The organism is Flavobacterium aestuarii (genome assembly GCF_040049115.1).
Lineage (GTDB): Bacteria > Bacteroidota > Bacteroidia > Flavobacteriales > Flavobacteriaceae > Flavobacterium > Flavobacterium aestuarii.
Genome location: NZ_JBDLZZ010000001.1, coordinates 160,721 through 185,354, shown reverse-complemented (window position 1 = coordinate 185,354; position 24,634 = coordinate 160,721). Strand labels below are relative to the sequence as shown.

Annotated in this window: 19 protein-coding genes; 12 read left to right on the top strand and 7 right to left on the bottom strand. The window is 34.5% G+C overall.

The window, feature by feature from the left end; translation table 11 throughout:
* Positions 1-209: 209 nt before the first annotated feature.
* From ABEG11_RS00670 to ABEG11_RS00620, 11 genes are all read left to right on the top strand, one after another.
* The gene (locus tag ABEG11_RS00670) at positions 210-2,375 is read left to right on the top strand and encodes an alpha-glucuronidase family glycosyl hydrolase (protein WP_348822271.1); all 2,166 of its coding nucleotides are present in this window, start codon (positions 210-212) and stop codon (positions 2,373-2,375) included.
* 20 nt (positions 2,376-2,395) lie between these two features.
* Positions 2,396-3,133, top strand: a complete 738-nt coding sequence (locus ABEG11_RS00665) for an SDR family NAD(P)-dependent oxidoreductase (protein WP_348822270.1) — start codon at positions 2,396-2,398, stop codon at positions 3,131-3,133.
* A 12-nt stretch (positions 3,134-3,145) separates the two neighbouring features.
* Entirely contained in the window at positions 3,146-4,330 is a 1,185-nt protein-coding gene (gene uxuA, locus ABEG11_RS00660) for a mannonate dehydratase (RefSeq protein WP_348822269.1), read from the top strand.
* Positions 4,331-4,385: 55 nt separating this feature from the next.
* Entirely contained in the window at positions 4,386-5,537 is a 1,152-nt protein-coding gene (locus ABEG11_RS00655; RefSeq protein ID WP_348822268.1) for an endo-1,4-beta-xylanase, read from the top strand.
* Positions 5,538-5,738: 201 nt separating this feature from the next.
* Positions 5,739-7,169 (top strand): MFS transporter, encoded by a 1,431-nt coding sequence (locus tag ABEG11_RS00650; protein WP_348822267.1) that lies wholly within the window; start codon positions 5,739-5,741, stop codon positions 7,167-7,169.
* Positions 7,170-7,190: 21 nt separating this feature from the next.
* A complete protein-coding gene (locus tag ABEG11_RS00645; RefSeq protein WP_348822266.1) occupies positions 7,191-8,216 on the top strand; it encodes a glycoside hydrolase family 43 protein in 1,026 nt (341 codons plus the stop codon).
* 131 nt (positions 8,217-8,347) lie between these two features.
* Positions 8,348-9,076, top strand: coding sequence for an NUDIX hydrolase (locus ABEG11_RS00640; RefSeq protein ID WP_348822265.1), 729 nt, complete (start codon positions 8,348-8,350; stop codon positions 9,074-9,076).
* A 75-nt stretch (positions 9,077-9,151) separates the two neighbouring features.
* Positions 9,152-10,633 (top strand): xylulokinase, encoded by a 1,482-nt coding sequence (locus ABEG11_RS00635; RefSeq protein WP_348822264.1) that lies wholly within the window; start codon positions 9,152-9,154, stop codon positions 10,631-10,633.
* Positions 10,634-10,640: 7 nt separating this feature from the next.
* Positions 10,641-11,966: a xylose isomerase gene (xylA, locus tag ABEG11_RS00630; protein WP_348822263.1), complete on the top strand. Its 1,326-nt coding sequence runs from the start codon at positions 10,641-10,643 to the stop codon at positions 11,964-11,966.
* A 143-nt stretch (positions 11,967-12,109) separates the two neighbouring features.
* On the top strand, positions 12,110-12,763 hold the full coding sequence (locus ABEG11_RS00625) for a M15 family metallopeptidase (protein WP_348822262.1): 654 nt from the start codon (positions 12,110-12,112) through the stop codon (positions 12,761-12,763).
* A gap of 369 nt (positions 12,764-13,132) precedes the next feature.
* Positions 13,133-13,270 (top strand): hypothetical protein, encoded by a 138-nt coding sequence (locus ABEG11_RS00620; protein ID WP_348822261.1) that lies wholly within the window; start codon positions 13,133-13,135, stop codon positions 13,268-13,270.
* A 90-nt stretch (positions 13,271-13,360) separates the two neighbouring features.
* On the opposite strand, the gene ABEG11_RS00615 is transcribed toward ABEG11_RS00620, so the two are convergent.
* From ABEG11_RS00615 to tsaD, 7 genes are all read right to left on the bottom strand, one after another.
* Positions 13,361-13,927 (bottom strand): hypothetical protein, encoded by a 567-nt coding sequence (locus tag ABEG11_RS00615; RefSeq protein WP_348822260.1) that lies wholly within the window; start codon positions 13,925-13,927, stop codon positions 13,361-13,363.
* A gap of 1 nt (position 13,928) precedes the next feature.
* A complete protein-coding gene (locus ABEG11_RS00610; protein ID WP_348822259.1) occupies positions 13,929-15,110 on the bottom strand; it encodes a THUMP-like domain-containing protein in 1,182 nt (393 codons plus the stop codon).
* Between the two features lies 1 nt (position 15,111).
* Complete coding sequence (locus tag ABEG11_RS00605; protein ID WP_348822258.1) at positions 15,112-16,203, bottom strand: AI-2E family transporter; 1,092 nt, start codon at positions 16,201-16,203, stop codon at positions 15,112-15,114.
* Positions 16,204-16,278: 75 nt separating this feature from the next.
* Complete coding sequence (locus tag ABEG11_RS00600) at positions 16,279-17,229, bottom strand: zinc metalloprotease (protein WP_348822257.1); 951 nt, start codon at positions 17,227-17,229, stop codon at positions 16,279-16,281.
* A gap of 282 nt (positions 17,230-17,511) precedes the next feature.
* Entirely contained in the window at positions 17,512-18,150 is a 639-nt protein-coding gene (locus ABEG11_RS00595; RefSeq protein WP_348822256.1) for a DUF4159 domain-containing protein, read from the bottom strand.
* Between the two features lie 9 nt (positions 18,151-18,159).
* Positions 18,160-18,867: a 16S rRNA (uracil(1498)-N(3))-methyltransferase gene (locus ABEG11_RS00590; protein ID WP_348822255.1), complete on the bottom strand. Its 708-nt coding sequence runs from the start codon at positions 18,865-18,867 to the stop codon at positions 18,160-18,162.
* Between the two features lie 2 nt (positions 18,868-18,869).
* Positions 18,870-19,892 (bottom strand): tRNA (adenosine(37)-N6)-threonylcarbamoyltransferase complex transferase subunit TsaD, encoded by a 1,023-nt coding sequence (tsaD, locus tag ABEG11_RS00585; protein WP_348822254.1) that lies wholly within the window; start codon positions 19,890-19,892, stop codon positions 18,870-18,872.
* 251 nt (positions 19,893-20,143) lie between these two features.
* Between tsaD and ABEG11_RS00580 the strand changes: the two genes are divergently transcribed.
* Positions 20,144-24,535: a translocation/assembly module TamB domain-containing protein gene (locus ABEG11_RS00580; RefSeq protein ID WP_348822253.1), complete on the top strand. Its 4,392-nt coding sequence runs from the start codon at positions 20,144-20,146 to the stop codon at positions 24,533-24,535.
* The last annotated feature ends 99 nt before the right edge of the window (positions 24,536-24,634 follow it).

Here is a 24,634-nt window from a genome sequence, read left to right as displayed (position 1 = left end):
AAAAATTGCTCAAACAGATTTTTTTTTTGAAAAAAAGAGACAAAAAATTTTTTTCTTAATATACAATCTTATACTTTTACACAACCGATTGCATAACTATTAATTTTCACTAAAAAATATTTTTTTATATAAATTATTATCAAATAGTCGGTTTTGGATAAATATGCTTGAACATGCTAAAATTTTGAAACAAAATAAAAAAGGATAAAATGAAACAATTAAAAATAAGCTTTTTGAAATTGGCCGTACTGGTTTTGTGGATTTCCTGGCCAGTTTCTGCTCAAAAAGATTATAAATTATGGCTTCAATATGATCCTTTGACTAATTTGAGTTTTAAATCAAAATATCTTTCAGATATTAAAGGAATAATTGTTTTAGGAAATTCGGAAACAATGGCTATTGCCGGCCATGAATTGCAATCGGCATTGACAGATATGCTCGAAAAAAAAATTGAATACGCAACAAATACATACAATAATCATGATATCATAATAGGTTCTAAAGCCTTATTGACTAAAGAAATCTTAAAAGCGGCCGAATCTGATTTTAATCAAATAAACGATGAAGGCTATATTATTAAAACAGTTATCATTAATAATAAGAGCCATATAATTATTAGCGGGAAAAAAGAAATCGGTGTTCTGTATGGAGTTTACAGCTTTTTAAGATTAATCCAAACCAATAAACCCATTGAAAAACTGAATATTGCTGATGCTCCAAAAACAAATATCCGCATACTCAATCATTGGGATAACCTGGATCGTACTGTAGAGCGTGGATATGCAGGATTTTCTTTATGGAATTGGCAGAAATTACCTGATTTTATAGATCAGCGTTATATTGATTATGCCCGGGCAAATGCATCCATAGGAATTAATGGTACGGTTTTGACGAATGTAAATGCTAATGCCTTGATTTTGACACCTCAATATTTGGAAAAAGTGGAGGCACTTGCCAATGTTTTCAGGCCTTATGGGATTAGAGTGTATGTAACAGCCCGTTTTTCGGCACCAATAGAAATTGGTGGGCTAAAAACTGCAGACCCAAAGGATTTAAATGTGATAAATTGGTGGAATGCCAAAGCCAAAGAAATATACGCGAGAATTCCAGATTTTGGAGGATTTCTAGTCAAAGCAAATTCGGAAGGACAGCCTGGACCGCAAAATTATGACAGGGATCATGTTGATGGAGCTAATATGCTCGCAGATGCCGTTGCTCCATTTGGTGGCGTTGTTATGTGGAGAGCATTTGTTTATTCTGAGCATGATGCCAATGATCGGGCAAAGCAGGCGTATGCTGAATTTCGTCCCTATGATGGAAAATTCAGGGAAAATGTAATTGTTCAGGTAAAAAATGGAGCAATTGATTTTCAGCCAAGAGAACCCTTTCATCCATTATTTGGTGCTATGCCCAGAACACCGCTAATGATGGAGTTTCAAATAACACAGGAATATTTGGGCTTTAGCACACATTTGGTTTATCTGCCCAAATTATTTCAGGAAGTTCTGGAGTCTGATACGTATCAAAACGGGAAAGGCTCAACCGTGGCCAAAGTAATTGACGGCTCTTTGTATAAAAATAAAATTACAGGAATAGCAGGTGTTGCAAATATTGGAAATGATTTAAACTGGACTGGACATCCTTTTGCACAGGCTAACTGGTATGGTTTCGGGCGACTGGCATGGAATCCTTATTTAGATTCGGAAGCGATTGCCGATGAATGGCTGAGATGTACTTTTTCTAATGATGATGATTTTTTACGTTCTGTAAAAAAAATAATGATGGAGTCTCGCGAAGCTGTCGTTAATTATATGACGCCCTTAGGATTGCATCATATTATGGACACGGGACATCATTATGGACCAGGACCCTGGGTCAGCAATCTGTCAAGACCGGAATGGAATCCTGTGTATTACCACAAAGCGGCTCAGAATGGCATTGGTTTTGACCGATCCCAAAAGGGGACAGATGCAGTTTCTCAATATTCTCCAGCAATAGCAGGTATTTTTGATAATATAAAAACTTGTCCTGAAGAATATTTATTATGGTTTCATCATCTGCCTTGGGATTATAAATTGAAGAATGGAAACAGCCTTTGGGATGGTCTGGCTCTTAAATATCAAGAAGGTGTAAATCAAGTTCAGGAAATGCAGAAAACCTGGAATACGATTGGTAAATATATTGATAATGAGCGTTATAATGAAGTGAAGATGCTATTGAATATTCAGCACAACGAAGCAAAATGGTGGCGGGATGCATGTTTATTGTATTTTCAGCAATTTTCGGGTAAAGAATTGCCAAATGGTGTCGAAAAGCCTTCTCAGCCGTTAAAATATTTTGAATCTTTAAAATTCCCTTTTGCACCAGGAAATTAATTTTACATTAAAAAAATAATATGAGCACAAAAACAGCAATAGTCACTGGGGGAAACTCTGGTTTAGGTTTTGCCACTGCAAAGAAATTATGTGATAATGGCATTACCACTTACATCATTGGCAGATCGAAAGATAAAACAGAAGAAGCGTGTAAGGAAATTGGAGATAATGCCATTCCAGTTATTTATGATCTGAATAATATTGCTGGTATTCCGGCAATGATAGAAAATCTGACAAAAAAAACACCAATTGATATTTTGGTAAATAATGCTGGAATAAATCTAAAAAAAGATTTTCTGGAAGTGACCGATGAAGATTTTTTGTCTATTATTCATACCAATCTTCTGAGTGTTTTTGCTGTAAGCAGAGCAGTTGTAAAAAACATGAAAGAAAACAAAGGCGGGAGCATCGTTAATATTAGTTCGATGGCCTCGCAATATGGCATTCCCAAAGTTATTGCATACTCGGCCAGCAAAGGTGCTATTGAAGCAATGACAAGAGCTATGGCTGTGGAGCTGGCTCCGTTTGGGGTTCGTATAAATTGTGTTGCTCCTGGTTTTATCAAGACAAAAATGTCTGCAAAAGCATTGGATAATGATCCAGATCGAAAACATAAAGTTCTCTCCAGAACACCTATGGGAATTTTAGGTGAACCATCAGATATTGCCGATGCAGTATACTATTTTGCATCAAATGAATCTAAATTTACAACAGGTACTATTTTGCCAGTAGATGGCGGGAATAGTATTGGATTTTAATCTTTAAATGAAATGATTATGATAAAAATGCAGCAGACAATGCGCTGGTTTGGCCCTCAGGACACAGTGCATTTAATCGATATAAAACAAGCTGGGGCAACAGGAGTAGTTACAGCATTACATCATATACCAGTTGGAGAAATCTGGACAACTGAAGAAATAAAGGAACGGCAGCAAATAGTCCGTGAGGCTGGTTTGGAATGGACAGTGGTAGAAAGTCTGCCTGTTCATGAAGAGATAAAAAGAGCCACCGGAAATTATTTGCGGTACATTGAAAACTATAAGATAAGCATACAGAATCTAGCCGAATGCGGTATCAAGGTTATCACCTATAATTTCATGCCTATTTTAGACTGGGTTCGCACAGATCATGATTTTATCAATGAGGATGGAAGCAGAGCGCTGTTATATAATAAGGATGCTTTTACCTATTTTGATATTTTTTTGCTAAAGAGGCCTAATTCGGAAAGCAGTTATTCTGAATTAGAAAAAGAAAAAGCAGCAGCGTTTGGAAGCGGGTTATCAGAGTCAGATAAGAAGCTGCTTTTCAAAAATATATTGTTAGGTCTGCCAGGGAGCAAAATAGATTTTACTGCAGATCAAATACTTGCTTTATTAGACAACTACGCCACGATTGATGATGCTAAGTTAAGAGAAAATCTGATTTTCTTTTTGTCAGAAGTTGCTCCAGTGGCTGAGCAATATGGCTCCAAATTAGCTATTCATCCAGATGATCCGCCATTTTCTATTTTGGGATTGCCACGTATTCTTTCAGTTGAGAATGATATTAAAGCCATTTTTGATGCTGTTCCGTTTGCATCAAATGGATTATGCTATTGCACCGGTTCTTTAGGCGCAAATCCAGATAATAATCTGGAAAAAATTATAGATGATTATGGAGATAGAATTCATTTTCTGCATTTAAGAAATACAATCAGAGAAAACGAAAGCATTTTCAGGGAGTCTGAGCATTTAAATGGAGACACCAGAATGGAGGTAATAGTTGAAAAACTGATTGTATTGATGAACAAAAGAAAAGTAAGTTTGCCAATGCGCCCTGATCATGGTTTTTTGCATGCGATAGAAGGTACTAAGGAACAATACCCTGGCTATTCATTAATTGGAAGATTAAAAGGACTTGCTGAACTAAGAGGCTTGGAGATGGGAATTGCCTATAAATTAGGCAATCAAGTTTAGGCAGATTATCTAATTCCTAAAATCTAAATTGTAACTATTAAAAAAACTATAAGTAATGAAATTGATAAACAATGTTATTTTGCTGGCATTTGTTTTTGCATCTGGCTGCTGCAATTCACAAAATTCGAAGCCGGATCCGGCTTCCTTAAAAAACGTTTTCAAGGCAGATTTTCGCATAGGGACTGCCTTAAGCGCGGATCAGATTGATGAAAAGGATGTTTCAGTAAATGAATTGATCCGGAAGGAGTTTAATGCTATTACTGCCGAAAATATTATGAAATCCATGTTTATACATCCTGCAAAAGATAAATATGATTTTGCCTTGACCGATAAATTCGTTGCTTATGGAAAAAAAAATAAAATGTTCATTCACGGACACACATTGATTTGGCACAGCCAATTAGCCCCCTGGATGGCTGAAATTAAAGATAGTACCGAGATGAAGGCTTTTATGAAGGATCACATTACCACTATTGTATCTAAATATAAAGGAAGAATAGATTCATGGGATGTAGTTAATGAAGCATTGAATGAAGATGGGACTTTAAGAAAATCTGTTTTTTTGAATACAATTGGCCCAGATTATCTGCCAGATGCTTTTAAGCTTGCTGCAAAAGCGGATCCGAAGGTTGATTTGTATTATAACGATTACAACATCTGTGAGCCCCAAAAGAGAGAAGGTGTGATTGAATTGGTAAAAAATATAAAAGCTCATGGAGGCAAAATTGATGGTGTAGGTATTCAAGGCCATTGGAGGCTGGAGAGCCCAACATTAGAGGAAATAGAAAAAAGCATTTTGGCATATTCGGCACTTGGACTTAAAGTAGCTTTTACAGAGCTGGATATTACCGTATTGCCCAATCCTTGGGATTTGCAAGGAGCTGATGTAAATCAGAATTTTGAAGGAAGTGCTAAAATGAATCCTTATCCAAAAGCTCTTCCTGATTCAATTCAAACCAGACTGGCAGATCGATATGCTTCTATTTTTAAGCTTTTCTTAAAGCATAAAGATAAAATCAGCCGTGTTACCTTTTGGGGAGTTCATGACGGCCAGTCCTGGCTGAATGATTGGCCAATCAAGGGAAGAACAAATTATCCATTATTATTTGATTCTGCTTTGAAACCGAAGAAAGCTTACAATGCAGTTATGGAGCTGAAGGAAATCAAGAATAAATCGATGGTAAAAAAACCGTCATTTAAAAATTAAGAAGCAATTAGTTATATTTCAATGTTTTCGTATAAATAAATTGTTATTTTTTTTGCCGGGATGTTTTTTTTAGTATTTTTACACAACCGATTGTTTTATGAAATATGATAAATTTTATTTCAAAACCAGAAGCGTATATTATTAGGAAAATGTATTTCCAGCGAACATCCGATTGAACCCCCCATTTAATTATTTACAATAATGAGTAATATTCAAAAATTATCCATCAAAGAAAAAATTGGATACAGTTTAGGCGATTTGGCCGCAAATTTAGTGTTTCAGACTTTGATGACGTATCTGGCTTATTTTTATACTGATATTTACGGTTTATCTCCAACAGATTCTTCAATAATTATGCTTGTAGTCGGTTTAATTGCCGCTTTTATTTTCAATCCAATAATCGGGGTTCTAGCCGATAGAACCAGCTCAAAGTGGGGGAAATTCAGACCATGGATTTTGCTTACTGCAGTTCCTTTGGGATGTGTTGCTTTGGCTGCCTTTACGACACCAGATTTTTCATATAATGGCAAAATAGTTTATGCTGTAGTTACTTACACTCTGCTGCTGCTTTTTTATGCGAGCAACAATCTTCCATATTCTGCCTTAAGCGGCGTGATTACTGGTGATATGTCCGACAGGAACAGTTTATCATCCTATCGGTTTGTAGCAGTAATGTTTGCGCAGTTTTTTGTGCAGGTTTTTATGCTTGGCATTATCAAGAGCGCTGGAAATGGTGACAAAGCTGTCGGAATCGAAAAAGTGATGACCGTATTAGCAATCATTGGCACCATAATGCTCTTGATTACCTTCTTGACAACCAAAGAACGTGTAATTCCTAAACCTGAACAAAAATCAAGTATAAAAGAAGATTTGGGTGACCTGGTAAAAAACAGGCCTTGGATTATCATGCTGACCCTTACAACTTTAGTATTTATTACTCTGGCCTTGAAAGGCGGTTCCTATGTGTACTATTTTGAAAACTATGTAGATAAGGAGCAGTTGGCGCTTTTTATTCAGCCTATATTGGATTCGCTGACTCAAGCTGGATTAAATCATTTCGGGAATGACCCTGTGGCCGCTGGATTTGGATTATTCAATGCTGGCGGAATTATTTTTATGATTGTTGGTATTACGCTATCTAAAAATTTAGCTGATCGATATGGCAAGCGAAATGTATTTGGTATATTCCTCTTCATCTCAACTTTATTTATCCTGGCTTTTTATTTCATTCCAGCGGATAAGATCTCCCTTATATTTTTATCACAGATTCTGCATGGATTTTTCTATGGAATAACAATTCCGCTTCTATGGGCAATGATAGCTGATGTTGCTGATTTTTCCGAATGGCTCAATAACCGCCGTGCAACAGCCATAATATTTTCAGCTATGATGGTTGGATTAAAAACAGGACTAAGTATAGGTGGTTCATTGACAACTTTATTTTTGGGATATTTTCATTATGTCCCTAATTCCTTAAAGCAGGCAGATGTGACTATAGACGGCATCAGATTGCTGGTTAGTATTTTTCCTGCAATTCCATTTTTAGCAGGATGCGGTTTATTGTTTTTCTACAAGATTGATAAAAAAATGGAAATTCAAATCGAAAATGACTTAAAAGAAAGAAGAAATTAATTTAAAAACATAAAATAGAATATGCCTGAAGATAATATTAAACAAATTAATTTTGAGGAGATTAATAAAACAGCCATTTCACAGCCTTTAGTTTCACACATGTACACTGCTGATCCATCGGCGCATGTGTTTGAAGGCAAAATATATATTTATCCTTCACATGATATTGATGCTGGTATTCCCTTTAATGATAATGGAGATCATTTTGGGATGGAAGATTATCATGTGTTTTCAATGGAGAATATAACATCGGAAACAGTTGATAACGGTATTGCCTTGCATGTAAACGATGTTCCGTGGGCCGAAAAACAAATGTGGGCTCCAGATGCAGCTTACAAAAATGGAAAGTATTATTTATATTTTCCGGCAAAACGTTCCAATGGTATTTTTCAGATTGGAGTTGCTGTCAGCGAGTCACCTGTGGGACCATTTGTTGCCGAAAAAGAAGCCATTAAAGGAAGCTACAGTATAGATCCTGCAGTTTTTGAGGACGAAGATGGAAAACATTATATTTATTTTGGAGGAATCTGGGGCGGACAGCTTCAAAAGTACAGAAACAATAAATATGATAAGAGTCACGAAGAACCCAGCGCCAGGGACCATGCGCTAGGCCCTATTGTTGCTAGACTCAGGGATGATATGCTGGAGTTTGACGAGGAGCCGAAAGAAATCCAGATTCTGGATGAACATGGAGAATTATTGCTGGCAGGAGACAATGACCGCCGTTTTTTCGAAGCTTCATGGGTTCATAAATACAACGATAAATATTATTTTTCATACTCAACTGGGGATACTCACTTTATTTGTTATGCAATTGGAGACAATCCTTATGGACCATTTGTTTACCAAGGCCGAATACTGAATCCTGTCGTAGGCTGGACTTCACACCATTCGATATGCAAAGTTAACGAGGAGTGGTATTTATTTTACCATGATTCGAGCCTGTCAAAAGGAGTTACTCATTTGCGAAGCATGAAGGTAACTAAATTAGAATATTCGGCTGATGGTTCAATTGCTGTAATTGATCCTTATAACAAAATAGATTAACCGCTGTCTGCTGAAAAAAAAACATTTAATTGAATTCAATGAATAATAAAGAAAAATAAGATAGTTGTTGAGATAAATTCCAGCTTATAAAAGCGATACCATATTTAACCTCTAATAAATAAATTTTCACAATGAAAAAAGGAGACAAAAATGAGAGAAATGGCATCAAGCATTATAGCCCATATAGATTAGAAGTTGATTGTGTGATTTTTAATCTTGACAAGAACGGCCTCAAAATCCTGCTTGTTAAACATACAGATAATGAAGGTGTTGCTAATTGGAGGCTTGCCAATGATTGCATCAAAAAAGGGGAAACAATAACAAGCACAGCTCATACCATTTTAAAAAGGCACACAGGCTCCAGCCGATATTTTATTGATCAATTAAAAGCTTTTGGATATCCTTCTGTTTCATCATTACAGGAAAATATTTCAATTGCATATTATGGCCTCATAAAAAACGATCATACAGTTTTAGAAAGAGAGCAGACAAATACTGATATGAAATGGATTGACATTAATGAAATTGAAAATTTAAATGATAAGGACAAATTAATATTGGATTTCAGTTTAAGAGAATTAAGACGAAACATCTGTCAAAGTACAATCGGATTTAATTTATTGCCTGAAAAATTTACATTGCTTCAAGTGGTTCATTTATATGAAAAAATTTTAGGTATTGAAATCAACAAGTCCAATTTCCGGAGGAAGATACTTCAATTGGGATTGGTTCAGGATTTAGACGAAAAAGAAGAAAATGTGGCGCATCGTGCTGCCAAATTTTATACTTTAAAAATTCAGTCTCAGGAAATATGGTCTAATGGCGATTTTAATTTCATTTTTGATAAAAAAATAGCGTAAGCCAACACCTGGTTTTTGCATGATAAACAAGGGGTATTTTAAAATTGCTTAAAAAAATAAAATAGATTATAAATTATGTATTATATTGGATACGATATTGGCAGCTCTTCTGTAAAAGCAGCTTTGGTCGAAGCTTCTACAGGAAAAAAAATAATTGTTTTGAACGAGCCTCAAAACGAGATGGAGATTGTTTCCCTCAATCCTGATTGGGCAGAGCAGGATCCAGAGATATGGTGGCAGTATATCTGCACAGCTACAAAAAGAATAATTCGTGAAGCTAATATTGAAGCATACAGAATTCAGGGCATTGGAATTTCGTATCAAATGCATGGATTGGTAGTTGTTGATAATAATGGTAATCCGCTGCGCAATGCTATTATCTGGTGCGACAGCCGGGCAGTAGAAATTGGCAGCAAAGCCTTTGATGAACTAGGCCATGAAAAGTGCATGAATCAGTTGTTGAATTCTCCTGGGAATTTTACAGCTTCAAAACTAAAATGGGTCAAAGAGAATGAACCCGAAATTTACAGAGAAGTCTATAAATACATGCTTCCAGGTGATTATATCGCTTATAAGCTGACAAATGAAATTACGACAACAAAAAATGCTCTTTCCGAAGGGATGCTTTGGGATTATAAGGAAAATAAAGTTGCCAATTGGCTGCTGGATTATTATGGAATTGACCAGTCATTGACTCCACGCATTGTAGAAAACTTTGCAGACCAGGGATTGCTGAGCGAAAAAGCATCAAAAGAAACAGGGCTTCCTGTTGGTATTCCAGTAGTGTATAGAGCAGGCGACCAGCCAAATAATGCTTTGTCTTTGAATGTATTAAATGCTGGAGAAGTTGCTGCAACAGGAGGGACTTCTGGTGTTTTTTACGCTGTAACTGACGCTACAGTTGGAAATAGTACACGTGTAAATAATTTTGTGCATGTTAATTATGAAGAGAAAAAACCAAGGATTGGAAAATTATTGAATATAAATGGTGCAGGAATCCAATACAGATGGCTTCGTAATAATATGGGTGACGAAACTTATGAAACCATGAACCGTAAAGCTTCAAAAATTGCTGTAGGTTCAGATGGAGTAGTGGTAATCCCATTTGGAAATGGTGCAGAGCGTATGTTTGGCAATAAAAATATTGGAACTCATTTCCTGAATTTAAACTTAAACATTCATAACAGTGCACATTTATTCAGAGCTTCTTTAGAGGGAATTGCCTTTTCATTTGTGTATGGTATGGAATGCCTTAAAGATGATAATGCAGTTATAGATGTAATCAGGGCTGGAAACGATAATTTATTCCGCTCAGAAATTTTTTCAAATACTGTTGCAACGCTTATTGGTCACGAAATAGAAATTTACAATACAACAGGTGCGGTAGGTGCTGCTCGGGCAGTTGGACTAAAAGATGGTGATTATGATAAATTTGGTTCAAGCATAACGACCAATGATCATGTCATGACCTTTTTGCCACTGAAAAATAAAGAGCCTTATGAAAAGGCATATCAAAAATGGAAAAAAGAATTAGAAATAATATTAACAAATAAATAGTATAGAAATGATAGTTTTAGGAAATAAAGAGTACTATAAAGGTATCGGACAGATTAAATTTGAGGGAGCTGCATCAGATAATCCTTTGGCTTTTAAATATTACAATCCAGACCAGGTCGTAGCAGGAAAAACAATGCGTGAGCATTTTAAATTTGCCATTGCTTACTGGCATACATTCTGCGGTCAAGGGAGTGATCCTTTTGGACCAGGAACACAGCATTTTGCATGGGATCAGCCAGCAGATGCTATTGAAGCAGCAAAAGAAAAAGCAGATGCAGCATTCGAGTTTATTACTAAAATGGGCTTTGGTTATTACTGTTTTCATGATTATGACTTAGTTAGAGAAGGTGCAACTTTTGCAGAATCTGAAAGCAGGTTGGCAACAATAACAGATTATCTGAAAGAAAAACAGGCAGCTTCTGGAGTAAAATTGCTTTGGGGAACTGCAAACTGTTTTTCTAACCCCCGCTATATGAATGGGGCAGCAACAAATCCTGATTTCAATGTAGTTGCAAGAGCAGGAGGACAGGTCAAACTGGCTTTGGATGCTACCATTGCATTAGGAGGAGAAAATTATGTGTTCTGGGGAGGCCGCGAAGGATACATGACGCTGCTGAACACCGATATGGGAAGAGAATTGGATCACATGGGACAGTTTTTGGCACAGGCTAGAGATTACGCAAGAGCACAGGGATTCAAAGGAAATTTCTTTATTGAGCCAAAACCGATGGAGCCTTCAAAACATCAGTATGATTTTGATTGTGCCACTGCAATTGGATTTTTACGTCAATACGGTTTAGATAAAGATTTCAAAATGAACATCGAGGTAAATCATGCTACATTGGCACAGCACACTTTTCAGCATGAAATTGAAGTTGCAGCCAAAGCTGGGATGTTAGGCAGTTTAGATGCAAACAGGGGCGATTACCAAAATGGCTGGGATACAGACCAGTTCCCAAACAATATTCAGGAAACTACCGAAGCGATGCTTGTATTCCTCAAAGCAGGCGGTCTGCAGGGTGGCGGAATTAATTTTGATGCCAAAATCAGAAGAAATTCTACCGATATGGAAGATGTTTTCTTAGCTCACATCGGCGGAGCAGATACTTTTGCAAGAGCTTTATTGACTGCTGACAAGATTATTACTTCTTCTCCTTACGAAAGATTAAGAAAAGAAAGATACAGCTCTTTCGATTCAGGAAACGGAAAAGCTTTTGAAGAAGGAAAATTAGATCTTCAGGCTTTGTATAAAATTGCTCAGGAAAACGGAGAATTAAACCTGCAGAGCGGCAAACAGGAATTGTTCGAAAATATTATCAATCAGTATATTTAGAATTCATTGATTATTTGTTAGTAAGGAATAAAGGGCTGAAAATTAATCAGCCCTTTATTTGTTGCATAAAATTCCCTGATATTTTTATTAGGATTACCTTTCCGGCTTTATAATTTTTCTATTTTTATAGAAAAATACCTGCTATGAAGCTTTATTTCAAACTATGGCTGTTTTTATTATGTCTTGCTTTTTTTCAAAACAGCATTGCTCAAATAACAGCAAGTGATCTACAATTCTCTGATTCAGTCAATGATACAACATTCGTCAATCTGAAAGATTTCAGCAATGATTTTGTTTATGATATGAAATATGCTTCGGATGATAATTTTTTGAAATCCAAGGTCTATGATTGTGCCGAATGCTACTTGCGTTTTAAGACCGTCAAAGCACTCATTGCAGCCAATAAGAGATTTATGAAGAAAGGCTTTAAGATTAAACTCTTTGACTGTTATCGGCCGTTAGATATTCAAAAAAAAATGTGGGCAATTGTTCCCAATCCTGAATATGTTGCAAATCCTGCCAAAGGTTCCATTCATAATAGAGGAGGGGCTATAGATATAACGCTCGTAGATTTTAATGGAAAAGAACTGGATATGGGAACTTCTTTTGATTTTTTTGGAAAAGAAGCAAGCCATAATTTCCCTGATTTTTCTAAAGAGATTAAATTTAACAGAAATCTGCTGAAAAAAATTATGCTTAAAGAGCATTTTAATTCTTTTGATTCAGAATGGTGGCACTACAATTTGAGGGCTGGCCTAACTGATAAAGTATCCAATTTTAAATGGCAGTGTAAATAGCTCCTGCAGATAATTTTCTGCTGTTATTTTAAGATTGTTTTTTCAATTTATGAATTCTCTCTGTTAAAGAAATACAGATACTTAAAAAGGTTGACTTTTTTCCTTCATTTTATAAGTAGCTAAGGGGGTGTGTTTTATGTTATCGGTAAGATTTAACCTAAAAACATTAAAAAATGTTGCATTTCATCGACTAAATTGTTGTTTTATTGAATTCTATGTTATTTTTGCGTCACAAATCATTTATAGACAATGATTTAAAGAGTGACTGTTTATTGAGCCGCAAAAGCTATTAATTTATTTTTTTTATTTTGAAAAAATCGATTTATGTCCCCATTTATTTCAAAATAAAAATTACATAGAAATCGTTACATGAAAAGAATATTACAGAAATGCATTGCTCCAGAAAATGAATCTGGAATTACGTTTGTAGAGGTTATGGTTATCGGCGTATTAGTTCCTGCCGTTGTGCGGAATGTTAAAAAATATGTTATTAGCACTGATAAATAAAATGAGTAATCAAGTATAAAAAAAAACATTTTCAAATGTAGAGATATTCTCATTTGAAAATGTTTTTTTTATTTACAGCCGTTAGTAGCTTTATTCTACGCAGCCGATGTTTTTGATAAAATAAGTTTCGGGTTCATACACTTTCCCGTCCAATTCTGAAGTGAATTCTTTTTTAAATACATAATCTTCAGTATCTGTCAAATATTTTATCCGCATTAAAGTTACGGGTGATTTTTTCAGCTCGTCGAAATTTTCTTTGCCAAACATAAAGATTCCTGATTTTACTCTATTATCAAAACCTTTGTCATCGCGGATTAAAGTACCGCAGCTTTCTTTATCAATATGCAGTAAAGTGACTATTTTGCCATTTTGCAACTGCAGAAAAATTTTTGAATTTTTATCAAAACAGTTTGCTTTTACAAAATCTTTGCTTTTTTGAATAAACTGTACTGTCAAAGTAGGCAATCCATCAGTTAATGCAAGCGAATAAAAAATATAACTTGAATTTCCACCAAAGACTTTTTCACTTATTAAATATTCTTTTGTGGCTTTGTAAGTACCAATAGAATCGGTAACATCTGTAGCATATTCACAAGGTTTTTGAGCTAATAGCGATGAACTTAAGAAGGAGAATGCAAGGATCAGTATGTATTTCATTTTATTTTATTTTGGTGCAAATTAAAACAATTTTGCTGTTATTTTCATCAGTTGTAAAAAAACAATATAAATTTCCGCCTTCTTTTATTTTCCACTTTTTGCGGATGCTGTCAACAGAGTCAGAGAAGTTTCGGGTAGTGATATTTGCCTTTTGATTTTCCAGATGCTGTTTCATTTCATTCTTGCTGTAAGGAATACATTTTTCTATTTCGAAAATTCTCCCAGGAAACGGAATTAAATTATCCGAAGTATAAAGGTGTGAATGTTTTTGGAGCTTGTTCAATTCATAAAATTGTCCCACTTGATCAAATGCGCCCGACTTCATAATAGCACTATTGGGTTCATATAGATACTTTTGCGGTAAGCTGAAAATTGATTGCTGCAGATTGTCATCTAAATTAAATTCAAAAGTTTCGGTTTTTTCCTTTGCAATATTTACAGTTTTGATGTTGATAGATGCGCTATAACTTTTGTGCAATTCCCATAGCAGTTCTTTTACTTCATTGTCAACTGCAATTATATGAATGGTTTTAATATGATTCAGTTCACTGATACCAGCAGATATGTCAAGTATTGGAGCTGTTTTTATTAAAATAGAATTTGTTTTTTCAAAATAGAAATCTAAATTTTCGGGAACATTCGGCAAACAGTCTTTCAGCATAAAAACTTTGCCTTTTGTATCATTTCTTCTAGAAGGATCAATATAAATCCAGTCCCATTTTGTATTGATTTTTAATAATGTATCACGGCTGTCACCCGAATAGCACTGAATGTTGCCGTTGTTTAATTGCTTAAAGTTATGGTTAACAATCGATGATAGTTCGTCATTGATTTCGCAATGCACTACATTTTTTATTTTCTTGGAAAAATAGAAATCGTCAATACCAAAACCTCCTGTTAAATCAATCAGGTTTTCTCCAGAAACAATTGATGATTTGTATAATGCAGTTATTTCTGAGGAAGTCTGCTCGACCGAAATTCTGCTTGGATAAATTATATTTTGAGTAGAAAACCAAGTGGGCAGTTTATCTTTTGCTTTAGTTTTTGCTGCGATTTGGTTTAAAATGGAAATCCATTCAACAGATGGAAATGGATTTTTCTGGAGTGCTAATTTAGAAACAGAAACCCCAATATTGTAGTTTATAAATTCCTGTATTTTAGGCTCTAAAATTTCTAAGTTCAATTTATATGTTTTTTGTTAAATGTTGAATAAACTCATTATCTGGGAAAAATTCTTTGCAGATTACCTTCAAAATTGTGTAAAGCGGGATCGCAATTATCATTCCTAATATTCCAAATGAGAAACCTGCGATTAATATTACCAGAAATATTTCGAGTGGATGAGAGCTGACGCTTTTGGAAAAAATAATTGGTTGAGAAAAGTTATTGTCAATTAACTGTACAACCCAAAATCCAATCAGTACATATATGGTTGTAGGCAGTATTTCGGATTGGAAATCAGAACCCAAGTTACTTAGCATAGTTAAAACTGCAGCAAACACCGATGCAATTAATGGCCCTAGATAGGGGATAATATTTAAAACTGCACATAAAAAAGCAATTACTAATGCATTTGGTATCCCAAAAATAAATAAAACAATAGTATACAATATGAAAACAATAAATAACTGGATTAATAATCCGATAAAATATCTTGACAGCAATAGGTTTATTTTCTCTACAGAGTTTAAAATTTTTTCTTCGTGTGAGTCTGGGATTAATAATTTGGCACCTTCCAAAATAGCAGACCGGTCTTTAAGAAAGAAAAATGTAATAAACATAACAGATCCGAATCCCATCCCGAAACCGCTGATGGTTCCAATAACTGAATTTAAAAAATTAGGCACCGTATTAAAATTAATAAAAGATTTAAAGCTGTTTGGATTAAAAATCTTAGAAGCATCAATATGATGCTGTTCCAGAAAAGTGTTTATCTGCTGCATGAGCTGCAGGCTGTTTTTTTCTATTTCACTTGTGTTTAACAGAGACAAATTTTGACCTTGAGAAATTATCAATGGAATAAATAACATCATAAAAATCAATATGATTAAACAATAGATAGATAAAACTGCTATAGTGGCCATAGTGTGCTTGAATTTCAGCTTTTTCTCCAAAAAACCTAAAATTGGTGAGCCAATCAAAGTCAGAATCAATGAAACTAAGACATAAATTAATATATTCTGGATTTGATATAAAAAATAAAGTGCTATTGCTGCTAAAATCAGAATAGCAATAGCGCGGACTATACCATTTGCTATAATTCTGGTTGTAATCATACCGTTTTATTAGTTTATAAAGATAAAAAAACTCGCTAACAAGCAGCGAGTTTACAATTTTAAAATTAAAATAAATTATTGTCCGAATCCTGATCTTGCTCCACCAGCAACAAATAAGGCAGTCATTCTTGATTTTTGACCATTTGTAAACATAAACATTCCTCTATCATCAGTGTAGTCCATGTAGTTCATTGTCATTTCGTTATGAGCAGGAAGACATGTGCTTGCATACGGATAAGCTGGTACACCATAGTTTGATGTTTTTGCGACAGGTGTGTCTGCAACCAGATCGTCTCCGCAGGAAGCGTCACCCCAAATGTGTCTAAGGTTCATCCAGTGTCCCACTTCATGAGTTGCTGTTCTTCCTAAATTATAGGGATAGCTTCCTGAGCCTGATAGGCCAAAGTATTTGGAATCTATAACCACTCCATCGGTAGCCGAAGATCCGCCTGGAAACTGAGCATAGCCAAGTATCCCGCCACCAATGGTACAAACCCATAAGTTAAGATTTGTTGCTGGGGATGTAGGATTTAATCCTCCCTGTTTGGTTTTTTTCATAGCATCTCTTGTGCCCCATGAGGTTTTAGTTGTCGCTTTTCTATTAATCTGCACCAATTCAAAGGTTATGCCTACGTTTGCTGCTACAGTTGCGAACTCTGCCGGAGTACTTGAAAAGTCTGAATTTGTAGCGGTAAAATCTTTGTTCAATACATCAATCTGAGATTGTATTTGTGTGTCCGAAATGTTTTCAGCAGCAGTTTTATACAATACGTTGACAACTACTGGAATTACTACTTTTCCATTTACAAGCCTTCTCGTTAATAATGCATTTTTTGTAAAAGCTTCGATCTCATTCATGCGGATAATCAAGGTGGGATCGGCTTTTAATTGTTCTTCTAAAACTTCATGAGAAGCACATTTCCGTTGCGCCATGGCATTTGTTTCGGGCGCTGCAATTTCATTTTGTTCATTTTGACACGAAAATAGCATCAGTACAGCAGCAGCTGATAAAATTAATTTTTTCATAGTTGTGGTTTTTGTTATAAAAATGTTTGATTGGTTAATTATTTTACAATTTTATAACAATATTCTCCAATTAACAAGCGTATTTTTTACTGTTTTTTACGAATACGTTATTTTACAGGGTCTGTAATCAGTAAATTGGGTGAAATTACGTAGGTTTGTATTTGTTAAAACAACAGTTGGTTTACACTTCAAAACTCAAAAATTGATTTACCAATTAGAATACTATAATGGTTTTCAAATAAAAGTATAAGAAATGATTTGAAAAGCACTGTTAGTGTTAAATCAATTTGTGAAAATGTAGTTAATGATGTTGGCTCCCATTTTTAATGCTTTTTCACGAACTTCTATTGGGTCGTTATGAACTTCGGCATCTTCCCAGCCATCTCCTAAATCGCATTCGTATGTATATAGCAATACCAGTTTTTGTTTTATAAAAATTCCAAAAGCCTGTGGTCTCTTGCCATCATGTTCATGAATTTTGGGTAAGCCGTCAGCAAAAACAAATGGTTTTTGAAATATTGGATGATTTGATGGTATTTCAATCAAATTCTCGTTTGGAAATATCTTTTTTATTTCTTTACGAATGTATTGATCCATGCCATAATTGTCATCAATATGCAGAAAACCCCCAGCGAGTAAATATTTCCGAAGATTGCTTACATCAGCATCGCTAAATGCTACATTTCCATGTCCTGTCATGTGAACAAATGGATAAGAAAGCAGATCGGGACTGCTGGGTTCTACTGTTCTGGGCTTTGGTTTTATTTGGGTATTTATATTTGCATTGCAGTATTTTATTAAATTAGGCAATGAAGTTGGATTCGAATACCAATCTCCGCCACCATTGTATTTTAACAAAGCAATTTCTTGGGAGAAACAAGAGAATGAAATGAATAATAATGCAAAAAATGCTTTTTTCATACTGTAAATCTAAGCTTCGTTAGTAAAGACAACACTATGACAGGCCACTACGGCGGCAGTTTCGGTACGTAATCTTGTTTCGCCCAATGATACTGGTATATAGTTATTTTCAAGTGCCAGTGCGATTTCTTTCGTAGAAAAATCACCTTCAGGACCAATTAATATGGTGTAATCGGTGCTGGGTGAAACGGCTGATTTCAGCGATTTTTTATTAGTTTCTTCGCAGTGAGCAATTAGTAATGTTCCGTTCTGCTTAAGCTTGACAAATTCCTTCAGCGGAATTGCAGGGTTTAATTTAGGCAGAAACATTTGATTGCACTGTTTCATTGCCGAAAGAATAATTTTTTCAAACCGTTCAATATTGATTACTTTTCGTTCGGAGCGGTCACAAATAACTGGCGTAATTTCATGTATGCCAATTTCGGTTGCTTTTTCCAGAAACCATTCATAGCGGTCATTCATTTTTGTTGGAGCAACCGCAAGGTGCAATTTATATTTTGGGGCTTCAGTTTTTTCAATAGATATTATTTCAACAGTACATTTATTATCTGATGCTAAAGTGATTTCTGTCTTACATAATAATCCTTGGCCATTTGTAACAAATAAAATATCGCTGTCTTTTTTGCGTAAGACTTTAATAATATGTTTACTCTCTTCTTTGTCAAAAGAGAAAGCGGTGGTAGTTTCGTTTATGGATGGATTATAAAATAACTGCATAATTAAAATTGTATTCTTGCTTTTGAAACAACATCGGCAGTTTCAAATTCTTGAGATAAAAATTTTTGATAACCTACAATTCCAATCATTGCGGCATTATCGGTTGTGTATTCAAATTTGGGGATAAAAGTTTTCCAGCCGTATTTGGTTTCTGCTGCTTTCAGAGTATTTCGAATTCCTGAGTTGGCAGATACTCCGCCACCTATGGCAATTTGTTTAATACCAGTCTCTTTTACAGCCATTTTTAATTTATCCATTAAAATTTCGATAATTGTATGCTGAATGGATGCACAGATATCATTTATATTTTCATCTATAAAGGAAGGATTTTCAATTTTTTTCTTCTGAATAAAATATAAAATTGCTGTTTTCAGACCCGAAAAGCTGAAATCTAACCCAGGAACTTTTGGCTTAGTAAAAGGAAAAGCTTTTGGATTTCCCAATTGTGCATATTTATCAACCAGAGGCCCTCCAGGATAGGGGAGTCCCAATATTTTTGCACTTTTGTCAAAAGCTTCACCCACGGCATCATCTGTAGTTTCTCCTATAATTGTTAAGTCAAAAAAATCATCAACTCTTACAATCTGGGTATGTCCGCCGCTAATGGTTAATGCCAGGAAAGGAAACTCCGGTTTATCAAAACCTTCTTCATCTATAAAGTGAGCCAGAATATGAGCATGCATATGATTTACTGCTATTAATGGTATTCCTAATACTAATGCCATTGATTTTGCAAATGAGCTGCCAACCAAAAGGGATCCCATAAGTCCAGGGCCTTGTGTAAAGGCTATTGCAGATAATTGCTCTTTTTTAATATTTGCTTTGTTTAATGCAGCTTCAATTACAGGAACTATATTCTGCTGATGAGCTCGAGATGCAAGTTCAGGCACTACGCCCCCGTATTGATTATGTATTAACTGATTGGCCACAACATTTGATAATACTTTATCGTTACATAATACAGCAGCAGCAGTATCATCACATGAACTTTCTATTGCAAGTATAAAAACCTCAGGAATTTGCATATAAACAGATGAATTTTGAAGTATATTTGATGAATTACTATAAAAATAGTATTTTTACAGCTGTGCCAAAATTAAATATTTTTAGTTAAGATATTACCATTTCCAAGGGCAATTTATTTATTTGTACCAAAAAAACAAAAACAAGACGTATCAAAAAGATAAAAAAAATAGTATTCCGTACTTTCGTTGGACTAATATTACTTTTGCTAGTACTTTTTATAGCTCTTACTATGCCTTTTGTCCAAACAAAGATGGCTAGGTACTTCATGAAAAGCATAAATGAGGACTTCGGGATACACATGAATGTTGATGAAGTGCAGCTCACTGTTTTTGGTGGCGTAAAACTTAAAAAAGTTTTAATTATTGATCATCATAAAGATACATTGATTTATGTTAAAAGAATTAACACAACTGTGCTCGGTGCAAAAAAAATATTAGATGGTGATTTAATTTTTAGTGATATAGCACTGGATGGTGTTCTTTTTAATTTAAAAACCTACAAAAAAGAAAGAAAAACCAATCTCGATTATTTTGTAGATGCTTTTGGGACAAGCAAAACCCCTTCTAAGAAAAAATTTTTATTGACAGCTTCCAGTGTTGACTTATCAAATGGAAGGTTCATCTTGTCTGATGAAAATTATGAGACTCCAACATCGGTCGATTTTACGAGGCTGAAAATTTCGCTTACAAATTTCAAAGTTTATGGTCCGGAAATATATGCCAATATTCAGAAAATGTCATTTTTGGATCATAGAGGCGTGTATATTAAAAACTTAAAAGGGAATTACAGCTTCACACAGCAGCATATGATATTAGATAAAATGGAGTTAAAAACCGAAGAGTCTAGTATTAAAGGTTATGCCGCCTTGAATTATGAAATTGAAGATTTTTCAGACTTTGTAAACAAGGTAGAGTTTGATTTTAAATTTAAATCCGCAAAAATTGCGTCCAACGATATCCGCTGTTTTTATAATGAATTGGGAAGAAATAAAGTATTTAAGCTTAGAAGCCATATAACAGGACCTCTTAATAATTTAAAATTTTTGGATCTTAGCCTGAATGATAATAAAGGCACCCGTTTGATGGGTTTTATCAATTTTAAAAACCTTCTGGGAGATAAGGATCAGGAGTTCTATATGAATGGAAAATTTGATCATTTAAGTACTAATTACACTGATTTAGTAAAAATACTGCCCAATGTACTAGGCAAAAGACTGCCTGTAATTATAAAGAAATTTGGAAATGTTACGTTGGTGGGCAATACGCAGCTTACCACAACTTCAATACATGCAAACCTTGACGCTAAAACAGATTTAGGAAAAGTAACATCTAAATTTACAATTATAGATATGGATCAAAGCGACAAAGCTGCTTATAATGGCTATGTGGTTTTGAACGAATTTAATATTGGCAATCTTTTGGATAATAAAAATTTATCATTGGTAAGCTTAAATCTGGATGTTGATGGAAAAGGATTTTCCGAGAAGTATCTGGATACTTCATTGAAAGGTGATATATCTAAATTTGCCTATAATGGTTATAATTACAAGAACATAAAAGTAAATGGCAATTTTAAGCTGCCCTTATATAAAGGAGCGATAATTATTGATGATCCTAATTTGAAGATGAATTTTGATGGGCTGGTTAATTTAAGCAATAAAGAAAGCAAATATGATTTTCAGATAAAAGTTGATAATGCCGAATTGAATAAACTGCATTTTGTAAACGATACCATTTCTAAGTTTAACGGAGAGGCCATTGTTGATGTACAGGGAAATTCGATTGAAAACCTGCACGGGAATATTTATATTAATAATGCAACTTATTTAAATTCTAAAAACACTTATCAGTTTAATGATTTTAATTTAAACTCAAGCTTTGATGAGAGAAGAATCCGCACTATAAAAGTTACTGCTCCAGATATAACCAATGGTACAATTGTGGGGAATTTTAAATTTGTAGAATTGAATGGACTTATTGCAAATTCCCTAGGCAGCCTTTACACAAATTACAAGCCGGTAAAAGTAAAAAAAGGACAGTTTTTAAAGTTTAACTTCGAAGTTTACAATAAAATTGTCGAACTGTTTTTTCCTGAAATGGAGATCAGCGAAAATACAGTAGTAAAAGGGATTATTAATTCAGATAATAATGAATTTAAGTTCAATTTTAATTCGCCAACAATAACTGCATCAGATAATTCTTTTGACAACATCAGGGTTTCTATCGATAACAAAAATCCGCTTTATAATGCATATATCGAACTGGATAGCATTAAGACCAAGATGTATAAAATTAGAGATTTCAGCTTGATTAATGTCACATCAAAAGATACTTTGTTTTTCAGGACTGAATTTAAAGGAGGTACAAAAGGAAAGGATTATTTCAATCTTGATTTATACCATACTATCGATAAGAACAATAAAAACATTGTTGGTTTCAGTAAATCCGAGATCAAATTAAAAAACAGCCTTTGGTTTATAAACGAATCAAATTCCGCAAATAACCGAGTGATTTTTGATAAAAAATTAAGTGATTTTAAGCTAGATGATTTTATATTCTCTAATAAGGAACAGGAAATAAAGTTAAATGGAGAATTCAAGGGAAGCACATACAAGGATGTGAACCTGGAATTTAAGGATTTTGATATCAATGCGTTAACATCTGCTCAGGAAAGTTTTGATATCAATGGAAACTTAAATGGCAAAATTAACTTTAATCAAAACAAGCTTGTTTATAAGCCCACAGCTTCACTGGTTATTGATAACTTAAAGGTTAATAATTATGATCTGGGTGTGCTGAAATTTGATATAAAAGGAGATGAGAACCTCAAAAAATTCACTTTATATTCTACTATCGAAAACAATGATTTTGAATCTTTCAGTGCCGATGGAAATTTTGAAATTGTAAATAAAGAGACATTATTTGATTTAAATTTTAAATTTGACCGATTCAATCTGGCTACTCTGAGTTCCTTGGGAGGCGATGTTATTTCCAATATACGCGGAATGGTTTCTGGTAATGCGACCATTGGCGGTACTGTTAAAAAGCCTGATATCAATGGACGTCTTTTTGTTAGTGACGGTGGCTTGAGCATACCCTATCTAAATGTCGATTATGCTTTAAAAGACAGAACTATAATTGATCTGACTGATGAGAAATTTCTGTTTAGAAACAATACTTTAACCGATACTAAATTCAAGACCACCGGAACCTTGAATGGAGTAATAGAACACAAGAATTTTTCAGATTGGAAACTGGATTTGGCTATAGGCAGCAAAAGGCTTCTTGTGCTGGATACTCAAGACAGTGAAGACGCAGCTTATTTTGGTACTGCTTTTATTAATGGAAATGCAACAATAAAAGGACCTACAAGCGGATTAGTTATCAAGGTTGATGCAAAATCGGAAAAAGGATCCATTCTCAAAATACCAATTAATAATGCCGAGAGTGTCAGCGAAAACAGTTTCATTCATTTTATTACTCCGAAGGAAAAATTCAATCTGCAAAAAGGAATAGTCGAAAAAACAAGAAATTATAATGGATTGGAGCTGGAATTTGATTTAGAGATAACACCTAATGCTGAAGTTGAAGTTATTCTGGACAGAAACTCTGGACATGGAATGAAAGGAAGGGGAAATGGGACACTGTTGTTTAAAATAAACACGCTGGGCAATTTTAATATGTGGGGTGACTTTTTGCCGTATGATGGTACTTATAATTTCAAATATGGCGGTCTTATTGATAAAAAATTCAATGTCAAAAAAGGAGGATCTATCATTTGGGAAGGTAATCCTATGAGAGCACAGTTAAATCTGGAGGCAGTTTATAAAACATCTGCAAATCCTGCCTTGCTTCTTGAAAATTCGAGTGTCAATAAGAAAATTGATGTTGAAGTGGTTATCGGAATCCATGGTGATTTAGCTCATCCCGAACCAGATTTCATGATTGAGTTTCCAACTATTAAGAGTGTCATGAAATCAGAACTGGAAAGTGAATTGTCCGATAAAGATGTACGACAGACACAAGCATTATATTTATTGTCAACAGGCAGTTTTTTGAGTAAAGATGGGTCTAGCCAGGCAATGGCTTCCAGTTTGTATGAAACTGCTTCGAGCATGCTGGGAGATATTGTTCATTCATCAGACGAGAAGTTTGCAATGAATTTCAATGTTGTTTCGCCAGACAATAGGCCAAGTTCGCAAACCGATGGCAGATTTGAGGCAATTGTTTCATCAAAAGTAAACGAAAGAATTACTATAAATGGAAAGATTGGAGTTCCATTTGGAGGTGTACATGAATCTTCTGTGGTTGGTGATATTGATATTAAATATAGAATGAATGAAGATGGTACCTTCAATCTGCATTTTTTTAATAAAGAGAACGATATCAATTATATAGGACAGGATATTGGATATACGCAAGGCGTAGGAATTTCGTATGAAGTCGATTTTGATACTTTTAGTGAGCTGGTAGATAAGATGTTTAGCAGTAATAAGTTGAATAGGCTAAACAAGGAAAGCGTAAAAGAGGTGGATTCAGACTCTAATTTAAGCCCCGATTTTATAAATTTTACAAAACCAGCTCCTCCAAAAAAAGAAAAGCCCAAAGTTAATCAAGACGCAGTTCTTCCTGAAGAGGATTGATTTTTATTTAATATCTTGTTAGCAAAGAATAACATTTAAGAGTGGAAAAGTTTAATTTTTTCAAGGACTTTTTGTATATGGAATACTTATCTTACAGCA

Excerpts from the sequence above, each read along its gene's own strand:
- ABEG11_RS00670 (WP_348822271.1), top strand. The coding sequence starts at position 210 with ATGAAACAATTAAAAATAAGCTTTTTGAAATTGGCCGTACTGGTTTTG.
- ABEG11_RS00665 (WP_348822270.1), top strand. The coding sequence starts at position 2,396 with ATGAGCACAAAAACAGCAATAGTCACTGGGGGAAACTCTGGTTTAGGT.
- uxuA (WP_348822269.1), top strand. The coding sequence starts at position 3,146 with ATGATTATGATAAAAATGCAGCAGACAATGCGCTGGTTTGGCCCTCAG.
- ABEG11_RS00655 (WP_348822268.1), top strand. The coding sequence starts at position 4,386 with ATGAAATTGATAAACAATGTTATTTTGCTGGCATTTGTTTTTGCATCT.
- ABEG11_RS00650 (WP_348822267.1), top strand. The coding sequence starts at position 5,739 with ATGAGTAATATTCAAAAATTATCCATCAAAGAAAAAATTGGATACAGT.
- ABEG11_RS00645 (WP_348822266.1), top strand. The coding sequence starts at position 7,191 with ATGCCTGAAGATAATATTAAACAAATTAATTTTGAGGAGATTAATAAA.
- ABEG11_RS00640 (WP_348822265.1), top strand. The coding sequence starts at position 8,348 with ATGAAAAAAGGAGACAAAAATGAGAGAAATGGCATCAAGCATTATAGC.
- ABEG11_RS00635 (WP_348822264.1), top strand. The coding sequence starts at position 9,152 with ATGTATTATATTGGATACGATATTGGCAGCTCTTCTGTAAAAGCAGCT.
- xylA (WP_348822263.1), top strand. The coding sequence starts at position 10,641 with ATGATAGTTTTAGGAAATAAAGAGTACTATAAAGGTATCGGACAGATT.
- ABEG11_RS00625 (WP_348822262.1), top strand. The coding sequence starts at position 12,110 with ATGAAGCTTTATTTCAAACTATGGCTGTTTTTATTATGTCTTGCTTTT.
- ABEG11_RS00620 (WP_348822261.1), top strand. The coding sequence starts at position 13,133 with ATGAAAAGAATATTACAGAAATGCATTGCTCCAGAAAATGAATCTGGA.
- ABEG11_RS00615 (WP_348822260.1), bottom strand. The coding sequence starts at position 13,927 with ATGAAATACATACTGATCCTTGCATTCTCCTTCTTAAGTTCATCGCTA.
- ABEG11_RS00605 (WP_348822258.1), bottom strand. The coding sequence starts at position 16,203 with ATGATTACAACCAGAATTATAGCAAATGGTATAGTCCGCGCTATTGCT.
- ABEG11_RS00600 (WP_348822257.1), bottom strand. The coding sequence starts at position 17,229 with ATGAAAAAATTAATTTTATCAGCTGCTGCTGTACTGATGCTATTTTCG.
- ABEG11_RS00595 (WP_348822256.1), bottom strand. The coding sequence starts at position 18,150 with ATGAAAAAAGCATTTTTTGCATTATTATTCATTTCATTCTCTTGTTTC.
- ABEG11_RS00590 (WP_348822255.1), bottom strand. The coding sequence starts at position 18,867 with ATGCAGTTATTTTATAATCCATCCATAAACGAAACTACCACCGCTTTC.
- tsaD (WP_348822254.1), bottom strand. The coding sequence starts at position 19,892 with ATGCAAATTCCTGAGGTTTTTATACTTGCAATAGAAAGTTCATGTGAT.
- ABEG11_RS00580 (WP_348822253.1), top strand. The coding sequence starts at position 20,144 with ATGGCTAGGTACTTCATGAAAAGCATAAATGAGGACTTCGGGATACAC.